Genomic DNA, 20,508 nt, shown 5'->3' on the forward strand with positions numbered 1-20,508 from the left:
CGCTTCGTCCTCACGCGGGCTCGTCGCGCAGGCGGGAGGCCCGCAGGAGGAGCACCGCGATGTCGTCGGTGTGCCGTCCGGTGGGTGTGGTGTGGCGGACGAGCCGGTCGATGAGCCGTTCCAGGTCGTGTCCGTCGGCGGTGTCCAGGTGTCCGGCGAGATCGGCCGTGGTGCGGGTGACGTCGCTGCCGGGGAGCTCGACGAGGCCGTCGGTGTAGAGGGCGAGGGTGGTGCCGGGGAGCAGGGGCACGGTGGTCACCGGGTAGTCGTCGCCGGTGTCGATGCCCAGCAGCGGGCCCGGCTCGACGTCGAGGACGGCGGCGGGGTGCCGGGCGTGGCGCAGCAGCGGCGGCACGTGTCCGGCGCTGGCGAAGGACGCCTGCCCCCGGCTCAGGTCGAGGTGGGCGTAGAGGCAGGAGACGAGCAGTTCGGAGTCGAGGTCGGCCAGGAGCCGGTTGGTGCGGGCGAGGACCTGGCCGGGTGCGGCGCCGGCGGTGGCGTGGGCGTGGATGGCGGTGCGGACCTGCCCCATGAGGGCGGCTGCGGCGACGTTGTGGCCTTCCACGTCGCCGATGACGGCGGCCGCGGTCGTGTCGTCGAGGCGCAGGACGTCGAAGAAGTCGCCGCCGACCTCGGTGCCGTGACCGGCGGGCAGATAGCGGGCGGCGACGTCGAGACCGGGCAGCCGGGGCAGGGCCCGGGGCAGCAGGGCGCGCTGCAGTGCGTGCACGAGGCGGTGTTTGGTGTCGTAGAGCCGGGCGCGGTCGAGGGCCTGGGCGATCAGGCCGGACAGCGAGGTGAGGACGGCGCGTTCGTCGGCGGTGAAGGCGTGCGGCCGGGCGTAGGACAGGATGCAGCAGCCGACCGGGCGGCCGGAGATGATCAGGGGGAGGAACGCCCAGGCCTGCTTGCCGCTGATCTGGGGTGCGTCGGGGTAGCGGGCGGCCAGTTCGGCGGGATCGGCGAAGAAGGCGGGGGTGCCGCCGGCGAGGACCTGGCCGGCGGGGGTGAGGTCGGTGTCCAGGGACAGGGCGTCGAGCCGCTCCATGACGTCGGCCGGGTAACCGTGGTAGCCGGTGATCTTCAGCCGTCCGGCGTCGACTCCGGACAGCACGAGGCCCTGGGCGCCGAAGGCGGGCAGGATCTGGTGGGCGATCAGTGCGACGAGGTCACGCACGGTCACGGACTCGGTGAGCGCGGCGGCCAGGTGCACGAGTTGGTAGAGGCGCCCCGTGGGTGCGACGACGGGCGGCCGTGCGACGGCGGGCTGCGGCGGGCCCTCGGTCCGCTCCGCGCTCGGCAGGACGCGGACGCTGATGCCGCTGGAGTCGGGGTAGAGCTGGAAGGTCAGCGGCTGGTCCGGCGGGCGGAGCGCGGTGAAGGACACGGGGGCGCGGCTGACGAGGGCCGTGCGGTAGTGGTCCTCGTAGACGGGGTCGTCGAGCCAGGGCAGGGACTGCCAGGGCCGGGTGCCGAGGAGCCGGTCGGCGGCGCGGCCGAGCAGGCGGGCGGCGGTGTCGGTGACGAAGGTGATGCGCCCCTCCAGGTCGAGGGACGCGGCGCCCTCGGGGAGGCGTTCGAGGTAGTCGGTGGCGGCCAGACCGGTCTGCGCCGGGTTGCGGGTCGCGTCCACGGGCACGACACGTGGCTGGTCGGGCAGGGCCGGTGGCCGGGTGGCGTCGTCCAGGAGCCGGGCCATGCGGCGGGCGCTGGAGGTGATGTGGCCGCGTTCGCGGGGCGATATCCGGCGCGGCCGGCCGGCGGGCCACATCAGCACGAGGCCGCCCCAGGAGCGCCGTACGCCGGTCAGCGGGACGGCGGCCAGGGCGAACGGGTAGGGCAGGACGGCGGCGGCGCGGGGGTAGCGGCGCGCCATCTCCTCCTGGCCGGCGACGCTGATCAGGGTGTCGTCGTGGATCGCGTCGGCGACCGGGACCGGCGCGGTGAGGGGCAGCCGCTGCCAGGGCGCGGTGAAGGCCGGCGGCAGACCGCACAGGGCCACCAGGCGCAACACCGGCTCCGCGTCCTCGATGAGGTAGAGGCCGCCGATGGAGGCGCCGGTTCCGCGCACGGTGTCGGCCAGTGCCACCCCCAGGGCGTCGTCCAGCGATCCGGCGCCGCCGGGGGGCTCCTTGGTCCCGGGCATGGTGTCCTCCCGCTCCTACCCGGACGCTACGCCTGGCTGAGCGTGCGGGCATGTCCTCCGTACGGGTGCCCGGATTGTGACTTAATGTGCAGGCCCGGGGTGTGATCACGGGACCGCCCGGGGCGGCGGTGCGGCCGATTCCCGCGGACGGCCGTGCACGAGGGCACCGGCTGGCAGAATCGGGGGCCCTGGACGGCATAGGGAGGCCGCCTTGCTGACGCTGACATCGCAGGACCCGCTGGCCGTCACCGTCACGGAGGCGATCCGGACCGGGGATCTGCCCCGGCTGAGGCGGCTGCTCGCCGACCACCCCGCGCTGGCCACCGCGCGCGTCACCGAGCAGGGCGAGGACGGCAAGGGCACGCGCACCCTGCTGCACATCGCGGCCGACTGGCCCGGTCACTTCCCCAGGGGTGCGGAGGTCGTCGCGGCCCTGGTCGACGCCGGGGCCGATCCCCGGGCCCGATTCGAGGGTGCGCACGCGGAGACGCCGCTGCACTGGGCCGCCAGCAACAACGACGTGCCCGTGCTGGACGCGCTCATCGCGGCCGGGGCCGACATCGAGGCGCCCGGGGCGGTGATCGGCGGCGGCAGCCCACTCGCCGACGCCCGGGGATTCGGCCAGTGGCGCGCGGCGCACCGGCTCATCGAGTACGGCGCCCGCGTCACCTTCCAGGACGCCGCCACGCTCGGCCTGCTCGACCGGGTCCGGGCCTTCGTCGAGGCGGACGAGCCGCCGTCACCGGACGAGATCACCAGCGCCTTCTGGGGCGCCTGCCACGGCGGGCACCTGCCCACCGCGCAGTACCTCCACCGCCGGGGCGCCGACCCGCACTGGTGTGGCTACGACGGCATGACACCGCTCGACATCGCCCGCGCCCAGGACGCCGACGACGTCGTGCGGTGGCTGCGCGACCTGGGCGCGGAGACGGAGACCTCCGGCGGGGCTCCTCACAGGCAGTAGCGCACGAGCCATTCGTCCTGGTTGTAGGCGGTGCGCGCCGGGTCGGGCAGGCTTGCCGCCCGCTCCTCGACCATGTCCTCCACGCGCACCGGCTCCGGCAGTGTCCCGAAGCGGGCCCGGCGGGCGGCGCCCTCCGCCTCGCTCCCCTGCTGCGACGTCGCCTCGTCCATGGCGATTCCCCTCTCCGGCTGGTCGGTCCGACCGTTCGGCCCTTGGTGGGCAAAGGGTTGACGTGTGACAAGGTCGCTTGGTTCCCGCCGCGTCGCTCAGCCGTAGAAGTTGCGCTGCACCGGTGCCCGGTGAGGGTGGCGAGCCGCTCGTCCATGAGCGGCCGGCCGTCGCTCAGGGCGGTGTTGCGCTCGACGTTGCCGATCTTCCCCTCGCGTTTCAGGTCCTGGACCGTCTCCAGCCGCTCGCCGCGGCCGACCCCTTCGTCGGTCCACGCGTGGAACTGCACCACGTCGAAGTGGTCGAGGCCGCTCGCGCGCAGGCTGGTCTCCAGGCCGGCGCGGATGTGCTCGCCGGGGAACGCCTGCGCGGGGTCCACCCCGTCCGGGGCGGGCCACTGCCGGTTCAGCGGCGGCACCTTGGTGGCCACGAGGATCTCGTCACGGGCCCGTTCCCGCACCACCCGGCCGACGATGCGTTCGCCACCCGCCGTACCTCTCGGAGGTTTCGGTGGGTGAACGGGCTTGTTCGACCCTACGAACTTTCAACTCGGTTGTTTCCCTTGCGCCTTCACAGTGATAGGAAACCTTCCTATCAGTTCTGCACGGCCCGCTTTTCCAACCCCCCACTCCGCTTGGAGGCACCGTGAGACACCCCTCGGCCCCGGCCACGCGCCGCACCGTGCTGGCGCTGTTCGGCACGGCCCTCGTGGCCACCCCGCTGCTCCAGCCGTCGCACGCCACGGCGTCCGCACGTGCGATCGGGCTCGACGACCCGGCGAAGAAGGAGATCGCCATGCAGCTCGTGTCGAGCGCGGAGAACTCCTCGCTCGACTGGAAGGCGCAGTACCAGTACATCGAGGACATCGGCGACGGCCGCGGCTACACCGCGGGCATCATCGGGTTCTGCTCCGGCACCGGCGACATGCTGGACCTCGTCGAGCTCTACGCCGCCCGCAAGCCCGGCAACGTCCTCCAGAAGTACCTGCCGGCCCTGCGCGAGGTCGACGGCTCCGACTCGCACGACGGCCTCGACCCGGGCTTCCCCGGCGACTGGCGCCGGGCGGCGCGGGACGCCGAGTTCCGTCGGGCCCAGGACGACGAGCGCGACCGGGTGTACTTCGGTCCGGCGGTCCGGCAGGGCAAGACGGACGGGCTTCGGGTGCTGGGCCAGTTCGCCTACTACGACGCCATCGTCATGCACGGCGACGGCGGCGACCCCACGAGTTTCCGCAACATCCGCAAGCGGGCCCTGCGGACGGCGAAGCCGCCGGCGCAGGGCGGTGACGAGGTGACCTACCTCCACGCGTTCCTGGACGCGCGGGTGTGGGTCATGAAGCAGGAGGAGGCGCACAGCGACACGAGCCGCGTCGACACGGCCCAGCGGGTCTTCCTGAACCGGCGCAACCTCGATCTGAACACGCCGCTGGACTGGAAGGTGTACGGAGACAGCTACCACATCGGCTGACGCCCCGGCCCGGGAAGTGGTCCACCAAGCGGGCACGGAAGTGGACTCCTTCCCGGGCCGCCCGGCTCCCTAGCGTTGCCCCCATGAACGCCACCACTACGCGCGGAGCCCTGCTCGCCGCGCTCGCCTGCGTCCTCGTCGGAGGGTCCTTCACCGCCAACAGCGTCCTGGGCGACTACCCGTACGCCGGCGGCCAGTTCCTGCGCTACGGACTGGCCTGTCTGTTACTGCTCCCGGCGGCCGGGAAAGGCGCCGCCGACCGGCTGCGGGCCCTGACACCCCGCCAGTGGGGCCGTCTCGCCCTGCTCGCGGCGGTCGGCATGGTCGGTTTCAACCTGGCCGTCCTTGCCGCCGAGCGCACGGCGGAACCAGCCGTACCCGGCGTGTTCGTGGGCTGTGCGCCGGTCGTCGTCGCCGTGCTCGTCCCCCTCCTGGACGGGCGCGGGCCACAACGGACGGTGCTGTACGGGGCGTTGCTCGTGGCCGTCGGCGCCTTCACGGTCCAGGGCTGGGGACGCACGGACGAGGCGGGCATCGCCTTCTCGGTCTGCGCCCTGGCCGGGGAGGTCGGGTTCGCGGTCCTCGCGGTCCCCGTGCTGCGGCCGCTCGGGCCGCGGCTGCTGTCCGCCGCGGTGTGCGCCGTCGCCGCGCTGGAGTCGGCGGCGATCGGACTGCTGCTCGACGGGGGCGGGTGGCTGCGGCGGCCCGACGGCGTCGAGACGGCCGCGCTGCTGTGGCAGGCGGTGGTGGTCACCGTCGTCGGCTTCGTGTGCTGGTACATGGGCATGCAGCGGATCGGCGCGGAACGCGCCACGCTGTTCTCCGGCCTCATCCCGGTCGCGGCGGCCTGCACCGCACCACTCGTCGGCACCGGCTCCTACGGGCTCCCGCAGGCGGCGGGCAGCGCACTGGTGGGGCTCGGGGTGGCGCTCGGGTCAGGGGTGCTCGGGCGCGCGGGCGGCGAGCGTCGTCCACGGGAGCGGGCCTTTCGGGGGAACGGCCACCGGGAGTACCGCGGCGTCCGCGTGCCTGAAAGGCCCGAGTGATCCCGCACGCATCTAATGGACGGCATTGACCTCCCGGCCGACACAGGAGACGACGTCCATGCCGCACAGCCGCACCGGTGAAGGGGACCAGAAGGCCGCGCGCGGGGGTGTACTGCGGCGGCTGGGCGAGTGGTGCGCACGCCACTTCGTCATCGTCATCATCGCCTGGCTGGTGGCACTGGTGGCACTGCAGGTCGTCAGCCGCGAATTCGGGGGACAGTACTCCGACAACTTCAGCCTTCCCCAGGCGCAGGCCCAGAAGGGCCTGGACGTGCTGAAGGCGCACGATCCCCAGGCCGGCGGCTACAGCAGCCAGATCGTGATGCACGACGACCAGCAGCCCCTGACCGCGCTGAGCTCCCAGATGTCGACCACGATCGCCGACCTGGAGAAGCTCCCGCACGTGCTGTCCGCCCAGAACCCGCTGTCCGCCCCGCCCACGCCGAGCGGTCAGCAGAACGTGGGACCACTCTCGGACGACAAGAAGACGGCCTACATCACCGTCCGTTTCAACGTGCAGCCCTCGACACTCGGCGACGACTACCTCAACGGCGTCGACACCGCCGTGCAGCCGTTGCGTTCGGCCGGGGCGGACGTCGAGTACGGCGGGCCGCTCGGCGAGCTCGCCCGGCCGTCCGCCGACGACCGGGTGAGCGAGCTGATCGGATTCGGCGTGGCGGTCATCGTGCTGCTGGTCGGGTTCGGCAGCGTGATCGCCGCCGTCGTCCCGCTGCTGAGCGCGCTGATCAGCGTTGTGGCCGGTCTCGCCATCCTCGGGCTGCTGGCGGCGGCCTTCACCTTCGCGACGGTCTCACCGACCCTGGCCACGATGATCGGCCTCGGTGTCGGCATCGACTACGCCCTGTTCATGCTCACCCGGCACCGGCAGAACCTCATCGACGGCATGGACCCGGTGCGGGCCGCGGGTCAGGCCGCGAGCACCAGCGGCCATGCCGTCCTCGTCTCGGGCTGCACGGTGATCATCGCGCTGGCGGGCCTGTCCGCGTCCGGGGTCTCCTTCATCTCCCTGCTCGGTGTCGCCGCCGCCGTCACCGTCGTCTCGGCCGTCGTCGGCGCGCTCACCCTCGTGCCGGCGCTGCTCGGCTTCATCGGCCGGCACATCGACCGCTTCCATGTGCGCCCGCCCATCGCCGAGACCGAAGCCGGGGCTGGGGACGCACCGCAGGGCACCTGGCACCGGTACGCGCAGCGGGTGGAGCGCAGACCGCTGACGTTCCTGTCGGCGGGTGTCGCCGTGGTCGTGGTCCTCGCGATCCCGTTGTTCTCCATCCAGCTCGGGCACATCGGTGACGGCGCCGACCCGACCTCCTTCACCGACCGGCGGGCCTACGACCTGATGTCCGACGCCTTCGGGCCCGGCTCGAACGGGCCGCTCACGGTCGTCATCGACCAGACGAACGTGCCCCAGTCGCAGCGCTCCGACCTGGCGTCGAAGGCACAGCAGTCGCTCGACAAGGTCCAGGGGGCCGCCGTCGTCACTCCTCTGACGCCCACGCAGGACGGCGACCTCCTGATCGGCACGGTCTACTCGACCGTGTCCCCGCAGAACGCCAAGACCACGGACCTGACCAACCGTCTCGTCGACGACACGCTGCCGGACGTCGTCCAGGGCACGGACGCCAAGGGGTACGTCACCGGTACGACGGCGACCCAGGTCGACTTCCGTGACATCGTCGCCTCCCAGCTGCCCGTGATCATCGCCGTCGTGGTGGGTCTGGCGTTCCTGATCATCCTGGCCGTGTTCCGCGGGCTGCTCGTCGCCGTCAAGGCGGCCGTCCTCAACGTGCTGTCGATCGCCGCGTCGTACGGGGTGGTCGTCGCGGTCTTCCAATGGGGCTGGGGCGGTCCCGCTCTCGGGGTCCACGGCAAGGTGCCCATCGAGAGCTACGTGCCGATGATGATGTTCGCCATCGTCTTCGGCCTCAGCATGGACTACGAGATCTTCCTGCTGTCGCGTGTCCACGAGGCCTGGCTGCGCACCGGTGACGCGAAGGCATCGGTGGCACACGCCCTGGAGATCACGGCCCGGGTCATCACCTGTGCCGCGCTGATCATGGCGAGTGTGTTCGCGGCGTTCCTCCTCAGCGACAACATCGTGGTCAAGATGCTCGGTCTCGGCCTGGCCGTCAGCGTGCTCATCGACGCGACCGTCGTACGGCTGCTCATGGTGCCGGCGGTGATGACGCTGCTCGGGCGGCACGCCTGGTGGATGCCTCGGTGGCTGGACCGGATCTTGCCGCACATCGACGCCGAGGGGTCTAAGGCCGCGGCGCGCCCCGCTTCCTGACGGGGCCGGGGGTCAGTGGAGCACCAGGTGGACCAGGGCGACGGTGCCGACGGACACGATCAGCGTGCGCAACACGGCCGGGCTGAAGCGGCGTCCCGTTCTGGCTCCGACGAGGCCGCCGAGCGCTGATCCGGCGGCGATGAGCAGGACGGCCATCCAGTCGAAGTGGGCGAAGAACAGGAACAGCACGGCGGCGACGGTGTTGACGACGGCGGCCAGCACGTTCTTCACCGCGTTGAGCCGCTGGAGCGTCTCGTCGAGCAGCATGCCCATCAGCGAGACGTAGATGATGCCCTGCGCGGCGGAGAAGTAGCCGCCATAGACGCTGGCCAGCGTCAGCCCGGTGAACAACAGGGGACCGCCGTCTCGGTGCGCAGGCCTGTTCCCCGCCTCGCGACGGCGGCGCACCCTCTTCGCGATCCAGGGCTGGCACGCGACCAGGACGAGGGCCAGGCCCACCAGGACCGGCACGATCCGTTCGAAGGCCGACGCGGGCAGGGTCAGCAGCAGGACGGCACCCGCGAGGCCGCCCAGCACGGCGCCGATGCCGAGCAGCAGGACGCGCCGCCGCTGGCCGCGCAGTTCCTCGCGGTAGCCGACGGCCGCGGTGATGGAACCGGGCACCAGCCCCAGGCCGTTGGACACCGTGGCCGTGACCGGGGGCATGCCGGTGGCGAGCAGGACCGGAAAGGTGATCAGCGTCCCCGAGCCGACGACGGCGTTGACGGCCCCGGCGCCCGTGCCGGCGGCGAGCACGGCGGCCATCTCCCACGGCGTCACGCCGCCCCTCCGCAGCGTGTGCCGTTCCAGGTGAGGTTCATGGGGTCACGCTAGAGGGTGGGTGTTGCGGCGGCGGTCGAAGGGTGCCGGTGTGCGGCCCGGCCGGGGACGCGGAACGGCGGCGGGATCCGGTGGGATCCCGCCGCCGTTCCGCCTCACGCCGGGGCGTGATGTTCAGCCGCCTCACATGTGGCTGCGCCTCACCCGGCGGAGGACGACGAAGCCGGCGATGACCAGTACGGCGCCCGCCGCGGCCGGCCAGAGCTGGGCTCCGGTGTCGGCCAGGCCGCCCTGGCCGACCGCCTGCGGCTCGGTCCGGGACGGGGCCGACGGGGTCGGGGCTTCACTGGTCGCCTGGCCGACGGCCTGGGAGTCGCCGAGACCATCGGTGTCCTCGTCGTCACCGTTCTTCGAACCGCCGCCCTGCTCGGCGGCGTTGCCGTCGGCGGAGGCCGTCGCCTTCACCTCCGGCCGGGCGCCACCGGGAGCCGCGGACGCGTCGCCGGGCTTCGGCTCGGCGTCCGGCTCGTCCGCCGGGGGCTTCGCGGCCCCACCCTTGCCGTCGTCACCGTCGTCGCCCTGCTCACCGGGCTTGCCGCCGCCGTCGCCGTCGCCGTTCTGCGGGGCGTCGGGCGTCTTGGTCGGCTCATCCTGGGGGGCCTCCGGCGCCTTCGTCGGCTCCTCCTGAGGTGCCTCGGGGGTTTTGGTCGGCTCCTCCTGCGGGGCCTCCGGAGTCTTCGTCGGCTCCTCCTGGGGCTCCTCGCTCGGCGCCGGGTTCTGCCCGCCGTCCGCTCCGGCGCCGCACTTACGGCCGTCGTTGATGCAGTCGACCATCTCCTCCATCAGATCCTCGTCGAAGATGTTGATGAAGTCTCCGTGGTCGGTGACCGGCTTGTGCAGCTGCTCCGGGAAGGAGTCGACCGCGAAGAGCGGTGTCGTACGGCCGCCATCCTGCAGGCTCGGCGCGTCGATGTCGTAGACGATGCGCTGGACCAGCTGCGGGATGGGGCGGAAGCCTGACGGGCAGTTCCCGGCGGCGTCCGCGAACGCCACGTGGGTGCGGTGGTTGGCGCTGTCGATGTTGCGGCCGTCCCAGCAGCTCTGGAACTTGAAGGTCCGTACCACGTCGCTGCCCTGCGGGCACAGCGGGTACTTGTCCTTCAGCTGCCGGTCCTCGAAACCGGTGCAGCTCCACGAGGCGTTGGCGTTGGCCGGGCCGTTCACGAACGACTTGGCGTCGCCGGTGATGATGCGCAGCAGCCGCGGCATGGCCGTGACCTTCTCGCGCGGGTTGCCGACGAACGTCAGCGTGACCTGCTTCGGCGTGACGATCTCGCCGGCGTTGCCCTCGATGCCGCCGCCCGGCTTCTGGGCGTCCTGCTCCTGGGCACCGTTCTGCAGGCGCACGACGGGCCAGTAGTAGGACGACTTGTCGCCCTGGTCGTCGCAGCTGGTTCCGGCCTTCGCGAGGTCCTGGTCGCTGGCGAAGGCGTTGTTGCCCTGGTTTCCGATGTAGTCGTGGAAGTGGTGGGCGCCGTTGGTGACGCCCGGGGCGGCGATGATGTTGTCGGAGTTGAACAGGCCGTTCTCGTTCACACCGCAACTGGTGGCGAAGGAACCGCCGGACGCGCCGACCTTGTCGTTCGCGTTGGGCTGGACACTCTTGATGTCCGCGAAGTCGGCGGCGACGGGGCCGTTGCCCGCCTGCCCGCCGTTGGCGCCCTGCCCCTGCCCGTTGCCCTGCTCCTGACCGGCCTGGCCCTGCTCCTCGGCGGGCTGTCCGTCGCCGCCGTCCTGGGCTTCGCCCTGCGCGGGCGCCTCGTTGCCGGCCTCGACGGTGCAGGCGGCCAGGGCCTCGAGCCCTTCGGGGCGGTCCCCGACGCGGTCGATGGCGATCGCGATGCGCTCGAGGGTCGCGGCCCGCTTCTCCTTCAGCGGGTTCACGACCGCGTTGTCGGCGAAGCCGGGGTCCTGCTGCACCTGCTGGGCCGATTCGCTCAGCTGCTGATAGGCCTTGGCTATCTGCTCGTCGAGGAGGGCGAGTTCCTTGTCGACCTCCCCTCGCGCCTGTTCGGGGACCGAGGTCAGTTTGCTGCCGACGTCCGGGCAGTCGATCGTCGCGCCCGCGGTCTGAACCCCCGTGCCGGACCGCGTCTCGGCGGAGTCACCGCCCGAACCTCCGTCCGTGGCGGAGGCGTAGACGTTCGCGGCCATCAGGCCGCCTCCGCCCAGGATCAGTGCGAATGCGGCGAAGGTCGCGCGTCGTGGTCCGGTAGGGCGTCTTCGCGTGTTGCGTCCCAAGGGTGCTCTCCTGCGCTTGTGGCGTGCCGGGCATGAAAATCCCCTCGCCCCATACGTACGGGAGCACCGCTGTGTTCACTCAACCCGAAAATTTTCGGAGAACTCTCATGAAGGCCGGGCCGCCCGAGCCCCGCCGGACGGCACCGTCCGGCGGGGAGGCGCAGGTCAGCGGAAGTTCACGTCACTGCACAGGAAGTAGGTCTGGTCCATGTGCGAGGCCTGCCAGATCGTGTAGACGACGTGCCGGCCGCTGAGTCCCGAAGTGCTCACGGGGATCTCGTAGTTCTGGCTGGGCGCGTACCTGCCGGTGCGTTTGACGAGCTGGAGGTCGTTCCAGGTCAGCGGCCGGGTGGTGGGGTCGAAGCCCTGCCGGGTGACGTAGACCAGGAAGTAGTCGGCGCCGTGACTGGCCTGGTCGTGGAGCTTCACCGTGAAGGTGCCGGTGATGTCCGTCGTCTTCCAGGCACCGACCGTGTCCAGGGAGTTGTACCGGCCGCCCTCGGTCCGGCCGCCGCTGCACAGCCGGCCGTCGGGAACGGCTGCGGGGAAGTTCCCGCCGGAGCCGTTGCGGTAGAGGCCGTTCCAGTTCCACATGGCGTTGGGGTTGTCCTGCCAGGCCTGCCAGCACATGGGGTCGAGCCGGGCCATTTCGGGGTTCTGGAAGTCGCTCCCCCAGCGCAGCCAGCAGCCGTAGTTGCGGGAAGCCGGGTCGACGACCGAGCCGTGGGCCACGGCGGTGCCGCTCCAGGGGATGAGGCTGAGCAGGGCGGCGACCAGGATGCTCAGGGTGAGTGTCAGACGGGACTTGGGCACCGGAAGTCGCACTTCATGACCATGACAATTCATGATCTCTCGCTTTCGGGTGTGGGGGTGTCGTGCGTTCGGTCGCGCTTTCGCTCTTGTTTCGCGGTGGGAGCGCTCCCATACCCTCAGGTTGCATCCGATGCCACAGGTCGGCAACGGGCGAATCGCGCCACTTCCGTATCGGTCAGAGCCGGTCGAGTTCCTTCGTGGTGCGCCCGAGGCAGGTGGCCTCGCCCGGGTCGGGGACGTCGATCTCCTCGAAGCCCATGCGGTCGTAGAAGGCCCTGCCCCGGGTGTTGGCGGTCGCCATGGAGAGGTGGACGGCCGGCACTCCCCTGTCCTGGAGGGCTCCCAGGAGCGTCCGCATCAGGCGACGTCCATGACCGCGGCCCTGCCAGTCGGGAAGCAGGTCGATGTGCAGATGGGCGGGATGGGCGGCCAGTTCGGGCAGCACCATCCGTTCGGGACGGTGCAGCAGGCCCGCCATCACCTCGTCCGGGGTGCGCGGCGGCCGGGGAGGTTCCGGGTAGCGGTCGGCGACCAGGGGCAGCCACGTCGCGCGGAAGGCCTCGGCGAAGCGCGGGGTGTCGGCCGCTCCGAGGATGTAGCCGACCGCCCGCCCGTGCCCGTCGTCCAGCACGAAGGCCAGGTCCGGCTCCAGATGCACGTACGGCGCGGCGAAGGTCACCGGGAAGATGCCGGGGTCCGCGTAGTGGGGGCGACTGTCCTCGCCGTGGTGCGCGGTGCGGATGCAGATGTCGTCGAGGGCGGGACGGTCTTCGGGGCGGTAGGGACGGATGGCGGGCGACGGTGTCATGGGTGCATCGTGCAGGGCGTGGGAGCGCTCCCTCAACCTCTTTCGGGGCAGTGGAGGCATCCGGCTCGAACGAGCACGGCTTAAGCGCCCGGCCTGGGGTTACCCGGCTCACATGGTGAAGCTGCATATTCCGGGACGTAAAGAGCAGGACGAGGCCGCGGCCCCGCCGTCACAGAGCCCGCGCTCCGGGCCGGAGGCGGACCGCCGGGAGTCTCCCGAGGCCGAACGCCATGACGCCCCCGCCCCCGCTTCCGAGGAACCCGGGCCGGACCCGGAGGTGGAGCGTGCGGCGCCGGACTCGCTGGCCGAGATGCCCCGGAAGTCGTGGGGCGCGGTACTGAAGGGCAGCCTGCGGGAGTTCAAGGACGACGAACTGACCGACCGGGCGGCCGCGCTGACGTACTACGGCGTGCTGGCGATGTTCCCGGCGCTGCTCGTGCTGGTGTCGATGCTGGGCCTGACCGGCCGGTCGACCACGGACAAGGTCACCGAGAACGTCCGCGAGCTCGTGCCCGGCTCGGCGGGTGACATCATCACCCGGGCCGTCGACCAGCTGCAGGGCAACGCCGGCATCGGCTCGCTGATGGCGGTCGTCGGTCTGGTGCTGGCCGTGTGGTCGGCGTCCGGTTATGTGGGGGCGTTCATCCGCTCCGCCAACGCCGTCTACGACATGCCCGAGGGCCGGCCGGTGTGGAAGCTGCTGCCGATGCGGGTGGGCGTGACGGTCCTGCTGCTGGTGATGGCCGTCATCAGCGCGCTGATCGTGGTGTTCTCGGGCGGGCTGGCGCAGCAGGCCGGAGACGCCCTGGGCATCGGCGACACCGCGCTGACGGTGTGGTCGATCGCCAAGTGGCCCGTCCTGGTCCTGCTGGTCGTGAGCATGATCGCGATCCTGTACTGGGCGGCGCCGAACGCCAAGGTGAAGGGGTTCCGCTGGATCACACCGGGCAGCTTCCTGGCCCTGCTGATCTGGATGGTCGCCTCCGCCGGCTTCGCGGTCTACGTGGCCAACTTCGCCTCGTACAACAAGACCTACGGCACCATGGCCGGTGTCATCGTCTTCCTCATCTGGCTGTGGATCACCAATCTGGCGATCCTGCTGGGGCTGGAGTTCGACGCGGAGACGGTGCGTCAGCGGGCCATCGCCGGTGGGCATCCGCCGGAGGCCGAGCCGTACACCCAGCCGCGTGACACCCGGGCGTGGGACGAGCAGGACCGGCGCCGACTGGAAGAGACCTGACCCGGCCCGCCGGATCAGCCCATGAGGCCGGCGGCAACCGTCGCGCCCAGTTCCCAGCACCGCTCGAGGTCGCCCTTGTCCGGCTCGCCGGTCACGGTGACGGCCTCGGCGGCGCGGCGCCAGCCGAGGCCCGTGGTGACCGACTCGATGCCGCGTACCGCGCCGGTGACGTCGTTGCCGCCGTGCACCCAGTACCCGAAGGGGCGGCCGCGCGTGGCGTCCAGGCACGGGTAGTAGACCTGGTCGAAGAAGTGCTTGAGGGCGCCGGACATGTAGCCGAGGTTCGCGGGAGTGCCGAGGAGGAAGCCGTCGGCCGCGAGGACGTCGGAGGCGGTGGCGGACAGCGCGGGCACGCGAACGACCCGGACGTCCTCGATGTCGGGGTCCGTCGCCCCGGAGACGACGGCTTCGAACATCGCCTGGCAGTTCGGCGAGGGCGTGTGATGGACGATCAGCAAGGTGGCCACGGCACCCGACCTTGCCGTCCGGGCAGCCGCCACGCAAGCCAGGGCCCCGTCACCCGGTGCGGTGACGGGGCCCTGGTCGTGCCGCTGTCCCTCGGCGGTCGCCGCTACGGCAGGTCGGCCGGCAGGCCGCTCAGCGGTTGCCGCGACGGCGGATCAGGAGGCAGGCGACCAGAACGGCGCCCGCGCCCGCCAGAAGGGCGGCCCGGTGGTCGCGCAGCTGCTGCGGGGCCTTGTCCTGCCAGACCTGCTCGGCCTGTGCGGCCTTCTCCTTCGCGCCCTGAGCGGCGGCGGCGCCCTTCTGCTTCACCGGCTCGGGCAGCTTCTCCTCCACGGTGTGGGCGACGTGCGCGGCCTTGGCCCTGGCCTGCCCGCTCCATTCCTGGGCCTTGGCCCCGGCCTGCTCCCTGACCGCGACGGCCTTCTCACGGGCGCGGGTCTTGACGTCGGCCCGGTCCGCCAGTGCCTGGACGGTGTCGCCGAGTTCGTGGCGGGTGTGCTCGACCTGCTGGCGCAGCTCCTCCTGGCTGCGGGCGGTCGGCTCGTCGTGCGGGGGCTGGGTCATCGCTGTGCACTCTCCTTGATCTCGGCCACGTCGGCCTTCACGCTGTCGATGGTCCGCTGCGGGGCGGGCGGGGTGGCGCTGCGCACCTCTTTGCGGCCGGCCAGCGCCGTGAGGCCCGTGGCCAGCGCCAGTACGCCCGTGACGATCAGCGCCGCCGCCCACACCGGCAGCGGTACGGCCAGGGCGGCGATCACCGTGGCGACCAGGGCCTGCAAGGTGACGAAGCCGAGTACGCCGGCTCCGCCGAACAGGCCGCCGCCCTTGCCGAAGCGCTTGCCCTTCTCGGTCATCTCCGCCTGGGCGAGCCGCATCTCACCGCGCACCAGGTCGGTCAGTTGCTCGGTGGCCCGTTGCACCAGCTCGCCCACCGGCTCGTCCCCGGCCGCCGGCGCGTTCCCCGAGCGGGGAGCGGCGGGGGCCGTGCGGTGCGTGTCCGTCATGGCGATCACCTCCCGTTCCGTGTTTTCGGGGCCGGGTACCAGCAACAGCGGAAAAGACACCTAGTGAGACAAGTTGCGATGGCGACGAGTGAGCGGCGCGAGATCCGGTACTCGCCCGTCGCTCACGTACGAGAGAGGGAGGTATCGCCTTGTCGCAGGTAGAGGAATCCATCGAGGTCCGCGTGCCGGTGCACACCGCGTACAACCAGTGGACGCAGTTCGAGTCCTTCCCCCAGTTCATGGACGGTGTCGAGCGCATCGAGCAGCGCACCGACACGCTCACGCACTGGGTGACGAAGGTCGGCGGCCAGGCGCGGGAGTTCGACGCGGAGATCACGGAGCAGGTCCCGGACGAGCGCGTCGCCTGGACCACCGTGGGCGGCGAGGCGCGGCAGGCCGGTGTGGTGACGTTCCATCGGATCCAGGACGACACGACCAAGGTCATGCTGCAGATGGAGTTCGACCCCAGTGGTGTGGCCGAGACCGTCGGCGACAAGCTCGGGTTCGTGAAGCGGCAGGTCTCCGGTGACCTGGCGCGGTTCAAGGAGTTCATGGAGTCCCGCGGAGCGGCGACGGGCGCCTGGCGCGGCAAGGTCTGACCAGGTGTGAGGAGGCCGCCACCCCGGCATGGGGTGGCGGCCTTCGCCGTGCCCGCCCGCTACGCCACGGGGGCGGCGATACCGCTGCGGAAGAGCTGCCGGGCCTGCCCGCTCAGCTCGCCCAGGCGCAGGGCGAGTCGTTCCGCGGCGCCGTACAGGGCGTGCACGGCACCGAGGCGCTCCAGGCGGGGGGCCAGGGCCGACAGGGCGATGGCCAGGGCGACGCCGGCCCAGGCGACGGGGCCGAGCGGGGTGCAGCCGAAGAAGTGGCTGACGCCGGGGGTCTGGACGAGGGCGGCGAGGACCGCGGCGGAGCCCAGGGCCGTGACCCACACCAGGGTGCTGTGGCGCCGCCCGGAGAGGGTCTGGACGAGCTGGGCGCCGACGACGCCGCACAGGGCCATGGTGGTGGAACGGCGTTCGGTGCCGGGGGTGAGGCGGCCGATGAGGTACGCCGCGACCGCGCCGAAGCAGGTGGTGATGCCGCGGCGGCGGATGGAACGCAGCAGGGGCGCGCCCAGTACGTCGAGACCCATCGGGCCGGTCGCGGCGTGCTCGGCGGTCGAGGGGTCGCTGCTCGGTGTGACGGCCACGGCCATGGCCGGGAACATGTCGGTGAGCAGATTGACCAGCAGCAGCTGACGGGTCGACAGGGGCGAGGAGCCGGCGAGCAGGGTGCCGAGGACGCTGAAGCCGACCTCACCGGCGTTGCCGCCGATGAGGATGCTCACCGCGTCGGCGACACTGCGCCACAGGGCCCGGCCCTCGGCGACCGCGTCCACCAGGACGGACAGGTCGCCGGTGGTGAGCACGAGGTCGGCGGCGTTGCGGGCGGCGGCGGAGCCGCGGGACTCGACGCCGACCCCGACGTCTGCGGCGCGGATGGCGGCGGCGTCGTTGGCACCGTCGCCGGCCATCGCCACGACCCGCCCGGCCTGTTGCAGGGCCTCGACGACGTGCAGTTTCTGCTCGGGGGCGACCCGGGCGACGACGCCCGCGCCGCGCAGGACCCGGACGCGTTCGCGGCGTTCCATGGCGACGAGTTCGTCTCCGGTCACCGCCTCGGTCTCCTCCGGCCAGCCCAGTTGCAGGGCGATGGCGCGGGCGGTCTCCGGGTGGTCGCCGGTGAGCATGACGGGCAGGATGCCGGAGCGGCGCAGTTCCGTGAGCAGGGCGTGGGAGGTGTCGCGCGGGACGTCGGCGAGGGCGACGAAACCGCTGAACTCCAGGTCGGCCAGCGGCAGGTCGAGTTCGGCCTCGGCGTCGTCGGCCCGGCAGGCGCGGCGGGCGACGGCGAGGACGCGCAGTCCCTGCCCGGCCAGTTCGTGGGCGGTGTCCCAGGCGTGGCCGGGAAGGTCGCGGCAGGCGGGCAGGATCGTCTCGGGGGCGCCCTTGACGACGAGGAGTTCACCCATGTCGGGGTCGCCGTCGCGGCCGACGGCGGCGGCGTAGCCGCGGCGGGTCTCGAAGGGCAGTTCGCCGGTGGGTGCCCAGCCCTGGTCGGGCGGGGCGACGTCGAGGACGGCCTCGTCGGTGGCGTGCGCGACGCGGCGGCCCTGCCCCGTGTCCTCCTGCGGGCAGGCACGCGCGGCCAGGCGCACGACCGGTGCGGCCCCTTCGTCGTCGGTGGCGATGACGGTGCCGTCTGCGGTGGCGACGCTGACCAGGCGCAGCTTGTTCTCGGTGAGAGTGCCGGTCTTGTCGAAGCAGACGGTGTCGACCCGGCCGAGCGCCTCCAGGGTGCGCGGGGTGCGGACCAGGACGCCGCGGCGGGACAGCCGGCGGGCCGCCGCCATCTGCGCGACGGTCGCGACGAGCGGCAGCCCCTCGGGGACGGCGGCGACGGCGACCGCGACACCGCCGCTGACGGCGCGCCGGACGGGGCTGCCCCGCAGCAGGGACAGCCCGGTCACGGCCGCGCCGCCGGTGAAGGTCACGGGCAGGGCCTTGCGGGTGAGTTCCTGGAGCCGGGCCTGAACGCCGGCGGGGGGCGGGGTGCGGGCGGCGAGGGTGACGGCCCGGCCGGCCTCGGTCTGCTCGCCGGTGTCGACGACGAGGGCGGTGGCCCGTCCGGCCACGACGGTGGTGCCCTCGAAGACCATGCAGGTGCGCTGGGCCACCGGCACGCCGGGGGTGGCCTCGACGGACTTGGTCACCGGCAGGGACTCGCCGGTGAGCGCCGACTCGTCGACCTCCAGGCCGTCGACGTCCAGCAGCCGGGCGTCTGCGGGTACGACGTCGCCGGCGCCGAGGCTGATCTCGTCCCCGGGGCGCAGCCGGGCGGCGTCGACGGTGACGGTGCCGGTGCCGCCGTTCTGCTTGCGGGCCTTGGGCTGCTGCCGGGCGGCGAGCCGGGCCAGGGCCTGTTCGGCGCGCATCCGCTGGAGCCCGCCGGTCACCGCGTTGAGGTCCATGGCGCCGACGACGAGCAGCGCGTCGACGACCGAGCCGAGCAGGGCCGAGGCGACGGCGCCGGTGGCGAGGACGGGCGTGAGCGGGTCGTCGAGTTCGCGGCCTACGGCCCCGGCCGCCTGCCACGTCCAGCGGGCGGGGGCGGCGGCCGGGTGCCGGGTCAGGCGGGCGGCCTGCTGCTTGGAGCGGTCGGCGAGCAGGGCGAGTCCGCGGGGCTCGCCGTCGCGGTCGGCCCGTCCGAGCCGGTCGCGTGCCTCGTGGGGTTCCAGGGCGTGCCAGGGGATGTGCAGCCGGGGTGGCGGCGGGGTCGCCCGGGCGACCCGGACGGCTTCGAGCCAGCCGGTGAGCAGGGCGTTGGCGGCGGCGATGTTGACCGGGGCATGCCGGGTGAGGGGCCACAGGAGGCGACGGCCCGGGGGCTGTCCGCCGCGGGCGACGAGGAGCCCGGAGAGGGCCGCGCCGGCGCGGGCCAGGGTCTGCGAGCGGCGTCCGACGCGCCGGGCCGCGGGGATCGCCGTGAGCAGCCGCCACACGTCGGCGAGGCCGCCCGGTGCCAGTACGTCGACGCCCCAGGAGACGGCCCCCCGACCGTCGGCGAGGGCGATGGCCACGTCACCGGCGGGCAGTCCGGCCGCGACGTGCCCGTCGCCGGACTCGTTCAGGCGGGCGACGGTCACGACGACGCGCCCCTCGTCCTGGAGGGCCCGTACGACGTCTCCGAACGGCTTGGCGCTCGGGGCGACCTCGTCCGCGAGGCGGGTGATGTCCTTCAGGTCGGAGCCGCCCGCGATGACGACGTGCAGTCCGGCCCTGCGGGCGGCGTCCAGCACGGCCTCGGCGTAGGGGTGGACCGGGTCGTCGGGCAGGCCGTCGGTGGTGTCGTCGGGCCGCAGGCTGCGCAGGGCGTCGGCGTGCAGGACCAGGGCGTCGGCGAACTCCAGCTGCCGCAGGCGCTCCCCGTTGCGCAGGAGGATCCCGGCGTGGGCGAGGTAGGTGCCGAGGGTCGCGCCGAAGGCGGCGGGGCCGTACCGGGCCGCCTTCGGGGATCCGGCGAGGACCGCTTCGGCCGCGTCCCTCGCGTTATGGGTGACGAGGAGGGTGGCGGCGGCGCCGGCGATGCTGCCGGTGCTGGCGTGGGAGGCGTACTCCGCTGCGGGGGTCACCTTGAGCGGCGGCCGGGTGTCGACGGGGCTGGGCAGACTGGTGCGCCGGTGGTGGCAGACGTCGTCGTGCAGTGTCTCGAAGGCCGCGGCCCTGGCCACGGCTTCGGTGAGCTGGTTGCCGCGCAGGATGGCGTCGAGCACGAGGGCGAGCGGGGTCTGGCCGATGCCGTGGGCGGCGGCGTTGGCCGCGGCGAGGACGAGTTCCATGCCGGATGTACCGAAGCGCTGCCGGAGCAGGGCCCGGAAGCGGGGGTTCTCGCGCAGCAGTGTGACGGTGGCGGTGACGATGCGCGAGGATGGCGGCAGCCGCAGGGACCGGCCGGCCAGGGCACCGGCCGTTCCCGCGGCGTCCATCAGGATCGCCGCCGCGGTGACGCGCACCTCGGTGGGGTCCCCGGGGTGGCTGGTGTCCCGGGCGTTGGGGTCGGCTCCCTCGGCCAGGCCGAAACGGGTGGCGAGCTCGGTGGCCCGCTCGGTGACACGGTCGGTGGCGGCGTCCTCGGCCACGGTGACCACCAGGCGGGACAGTCCGCCGTCCCAGTACGCCGTGAGCACGTCCGGATGCTCGAGCAGTTCCTCGGCGACCTGGCGGGCGAGGGCCCCGGGCTCGCCGCCGGGGCGCCGCAGCGCGAGGTGGAGGCGCTGCCCGGCCTTCCAGTGCTGTCCGCCGGTCAGGGCGTTGCGCGCGACGTTGCGGACGCGGCGCGTGGTGTCGTAGGCGGACGTCACCGACCGGGCGGCGCTGCGGGCGGCACCCGCGGCCGCCCCGGCCACCGCGCCGGCGAGCGGGGTGACGTCGATGAGTGCGAGCATCTGCTGCCGTC

General features: G+C 72.7%; 16 protein-coding genes and 1 pseudogene. 6 read left to right on the forward strand and 11 right to left on the reverse strand.

The window, feature by feature from the left end:
• Positions 1-10: 10 nt before the first annotated feature.
• Positions 11-2,146: a SpoIIE family protein phosphatase gene (locus K4G64_RS03900; protein WP_221754595.1), complete on the reverse strand. Its 2,136-nt coding sequence runs from the start codon at positions 2,144-2,146 to the stop codon at positions 11-13.
• Between the two features lie 211 nt (positions 2,147-2,357).
• Here K4G64_RS03900 and K4G64_RS03905 point away from each other — a divergent pair, with 211 nt between their 5' ends.
• The gene (locus tag K4G64_RS03905) at positions 2,358-3,110 is read left to right on the forward strand and encodes an ankyrin repeat domain-containing protein (RefSeq protein WP_260459978.1); all 753 of its coding nucleotides are present in this window, start codon (positions 2,358-2,360) and stop codon (positions 3,108-3,110) included.
• On the opposite strand, the gene K4G64_RS03910 is transcribed toward K4G64_RS03905, so the two are convergent.
• Together K4G64_RS03910 and K4G64_RS03915 are read right to left on the reverse strand one after the other, a co-directional pair.
• Positions 3,098-3,280: a hypothetical protein gene (locus K4G64_RS03910; RefSeq protein WP_221754596.1), complete on the reverse strand. Its 183-nt coding sequence runs from the start codon at positions 3,278-3,280 to the stop codon at positions 3,098-3,100. The two genes, K4G64_RS03905 and K4G64_RS03910, sit on opposite strands and share 13 nt — an antisense overlap.
• Before the next feature lie 203 nt (positions 3,281-3,483).
• Positions 3,484-3,753 (reverse strand): annotated as a pseudogene (locus tag K4G64_RS03915) (aldo/keto reductase); the annotation flags it as partial.
• Between the two features lie 170 nt (positions 3,754-3,923).
• Here K4G64_RS03915 and K4G64_RS03920 point away from each other — a divergent pair.
• The 3 genes from K4G64_RS03920 (at position 3,924) to K4G64_RS03930 (ending at position 8,099) form a co-directional block, all read left to right on the forward strand.
• The gene (locus K4G64_RS03920; RefSeq protein ID WP_221754597.1) at positions 3,924-4,745 is read left to right on the forward strand and encodes a chitosanase; all 822 of its coding nucleotides are present in this window, start codon (positions 3,924-3,926) and stop codon (positions 4,743-4,745) included.
• Positions 4,746-4,828: 83 nt separating this feature from the next.
• Positions 4,829-5,791 carry an EamA family transporter gene (locus tag K4G64_RS03925; protein ID WP_221754598.1) on the forward strand — a complete coding sequence of 321 codons (963 nt, stop codon included), beginning with the start codon at positions 4,829-4,831 and terminating at the stop codon, positions 5,789-5,791.
• A 58-nt stretch (positions 5,792-5,849) separates the two neighbouring features.
• Positions 5,850-8,099 (forward strand): MMPL family transporter, encoded by a 2,250-nt coding sequence (locus tag K4G64_RS03930; protein WP_221754599.1) that lies wholly within the window; start codon positions 5,850-5,852, stop codon positions 8,097-8,099.
• Positions 8,100-8,111: 12 nt separating this feature from the next.
• Here the strand turns inward: K4G64_RS03930 and K4G64_RS03935 are convergent, their stop codons facing one another.
• The 4 genes from K4G64_RS03935 to K4G64_RS03950 all read right to left on the reverse strand — a co-directional run bounded on the left by K4G64_RS03935 (position 8,112) and on the right by K4G64_RS03950 (position 12,801).
• Complete coding sequence (locus K4G64_RS03935) at positions 8,112-8,879, reverse strand: sulfite exporter TauE/SafE family protein (RefSeq protein WP_221754600.1); 768 nt, start codon at positions 8,877-8,879, stop codon at positions 8,112-8,114.
• Between the two features lie 183 nt (positions 8,880-9,062).
• Positions 9,063-11,093, reverse strand: a complete 2,031-nt coding sequence (locus K4G64_RS03940; protein WP_221754601.1) for a DUF1996 domain-containing protein — start codon at positions 11,091-11,093, stop codon at positions 9,063-9,065.
• A 252-nt stretch (positions 11,094-11,345) separates the two neighbouring features.
• Entirely contained in the window at positions 11,346-12,026 is a 681-nt protein-coding gene (locus K4G64_RS03945) for a lytic polysaccharide monooxygenase (protein ID WP_221754602.1), read from the reverse strand.
• Positions 12,027-12,168: 142 nt separating this feature from the next.
• Positions 12,169-12,801, reverse strand: coding sequence for a GNAT family N-acetyltransferase (locus tag K4G64_RS03950; RefSeq protein ID WP_221754603.1), 633 nt, complete (start codon positions 12,799-12,801; stop codon positions 12,169-12,171).
• A gap of 115 nt (positions 12,802-12,916) precedes the next feature.
• Here K4G64_RS03950 and K4G64_RS03955 point away from each other — a divergent pair, with 115 nt between their 5' ends.
• The gene (locus K4G64_RS03955; RefSeq protein ID WP_374206356.1) at positions 12,917-14,041 is read left to right on the forward strand and encodes a YhjD/YihY/BrkB family envelope integrity protein; all 1,125 of its coding nucleotides are present in this window, start codon (positions 12,917-12,919) and stop codon (positions 14,039-14,041) included.
• A 14-nt stretch (positions 14,042-14,055) separates the two neighbouring features.
• Here K4G64_RS03955 and K4G64_RS03960 read toward each other — a convergent pair whose 3' ends face one another.
• The 3 genes from K4G64_RS03960 to K4G64_RS03970 all read right to left on the reverse strand — a co-directional run bounded on the left by K4G64_RS03960 (position 14,056) and on the right by K4G64_RS03970 (position 15,510).
• Positions 14,056-14,541, reverse strand: a complete 486-nt coding sequence (locus K4G64_RS03960) for an NAD(P)H-dependent oxidoreductase (RefSeq protein ID WP_221754605.1) — start codon at positions 14,539-14,541, stop codon at positions 14,056-14,058.
• Between the two features lie 97 nt (positions 14,542-14,638).
• Complete coding sequence (locus tag K4G64_RS03965; protein WP_221754606.1) at positions 14,639-15,070, reverse strand: DUF3618 domain-containing protein; 432 nt, start codon at positions 15,068-15,070, stop codon at positions 14,639-14,641.
• Positions 15,067-15,510 carry a phage holin family protein gene (locus K4G64_RS03970; RefSeq protein ID WP_221754607.1) on the reverse strand — a complete coding sequence of 148 codons (444 nt, stop codon included), beginning with the start codon at positions 15,508-15,510 and terminating at the stop codon, positions 15,067-15,069. Before K4G64_RS03970 ends, K4G64_RS03965 begins: the two co-directional genes overlap by 4 nt.
• Before the next feature lie 149 nt (positions 15,511-15,659).
• On the opposite strand from K4G64_RS03970, the gene K4G64_RS03975 reads away from it, so the two are divergent.
• Positions 15,660-16,109, forward strand: coding sequence for an SRPBCC family protein (locus K4G64_RS03975; RefSeq protein WP_221754608.1), 450 nt, complete (start codon positions 15,660-15,662; stop codon positions 16,107-16,109).
• A gap of 59 nt (positions 16,110-16,168) precedes the next feature.
• Here the strand turns inward: K4G64_RS03975 and K4G64_RS03980 are convergent, their stop codons facing one another.
• On the reverse strand, positions 16,169-20,497 hold the full coding sequence (locus K4G64_RS03980) for a cation-translocating P-type ATPase (protein WP_221754609.1): 4,329 nt from the start codon (positions 20,495-20,497) through the stop codon (positions 16,169-16,171).
• Between the last annotated feature and the right edge of the window lie 11 nt (positions 20,498-20,508).

Source organism: Streptomyces sp. WAC04114, assembly GCF_019733245.1.
GTDB lineage: Bacteria > Actinomycetota > Actinomycetes > Streptomycetales > Streptomycetaceae > Streptomyces > Streptomyces massasporeus_A.

Bases quoted from the DNA above. Each gene is read 5' to 3' on its own strand.
- K4G64_RS03900 (WP_221754595.1), bottom strand. From the start codon at position 2,146: ATGCCCGGGACCAAGGAGCCCCCCGGCGGCGCCGGATCGCTGGACGAC.
- K4G64_RS03910 (WP_221754596.1), bottom strand. From the start codon at position 3,280: ATGGACGAGGCGACGTCGCAGCAGGGGAGCGAGGCGGAGGGCGCCGCC.
- K4G64_RS03925 (WP_221754598.1), top strand. From the start codon at position 4,829: ATGAACGCCACCACTACGCGCGGAGCCCTGCTCGCCGCGCTCGCCTGC.
- K4G64_RS03930 (WP_221754599.1), top strand. From the start codon at position 5,850: ATGCCGCACAGCCGCACCGGTGAAGGGGACCAGAAGGCCGCGCGCGGG.
- K4G64_RS03940 (WP_221754601.1), bottom strand. From the start codon at position 11,093: ATGGCCGCGAACGTCTACGCCTCCGCCACGGACGGAGGTTCGGGCGGT.
- K4G64_RS03945 (WP_221754602.1), bottom strand. From the start codon at position 12,026: ATGAATTGTCATGGTCATGAAGTGCGACTTCCGGTGCCCAAGTCCCGT.
- K4G64_RS03950 (WP_221754603.1), bottom strand. From the start codon at position 12,801: ATGACACCGTCGCCCGCCATCCGTCCCTACCGCCCCGAAGACCGTCCC.
- K4G64_RS03965 (WP_221754606.1), bottom strand. From the start codon at position 15,070: ATGACCCAGCCCCCGCACGACGAGCCGACCGCCCGCAGCCAGGAGGAG.
- K4G64_RS03970 (WP_221754607.1), bottom strand. From the start codon at position 15,510: ATGACGGACACGCACCGCACGGCCCCCGCCGCTCCCCGCTCGGGGAAC.
- K4G64_RS03980 (WP_221754609.1), bottom strand. From the start codon at position 20,497: ATGCTCGCACTCATCGACGTCACCCCGCTCGCCGGCGCGGTGGCCGGG.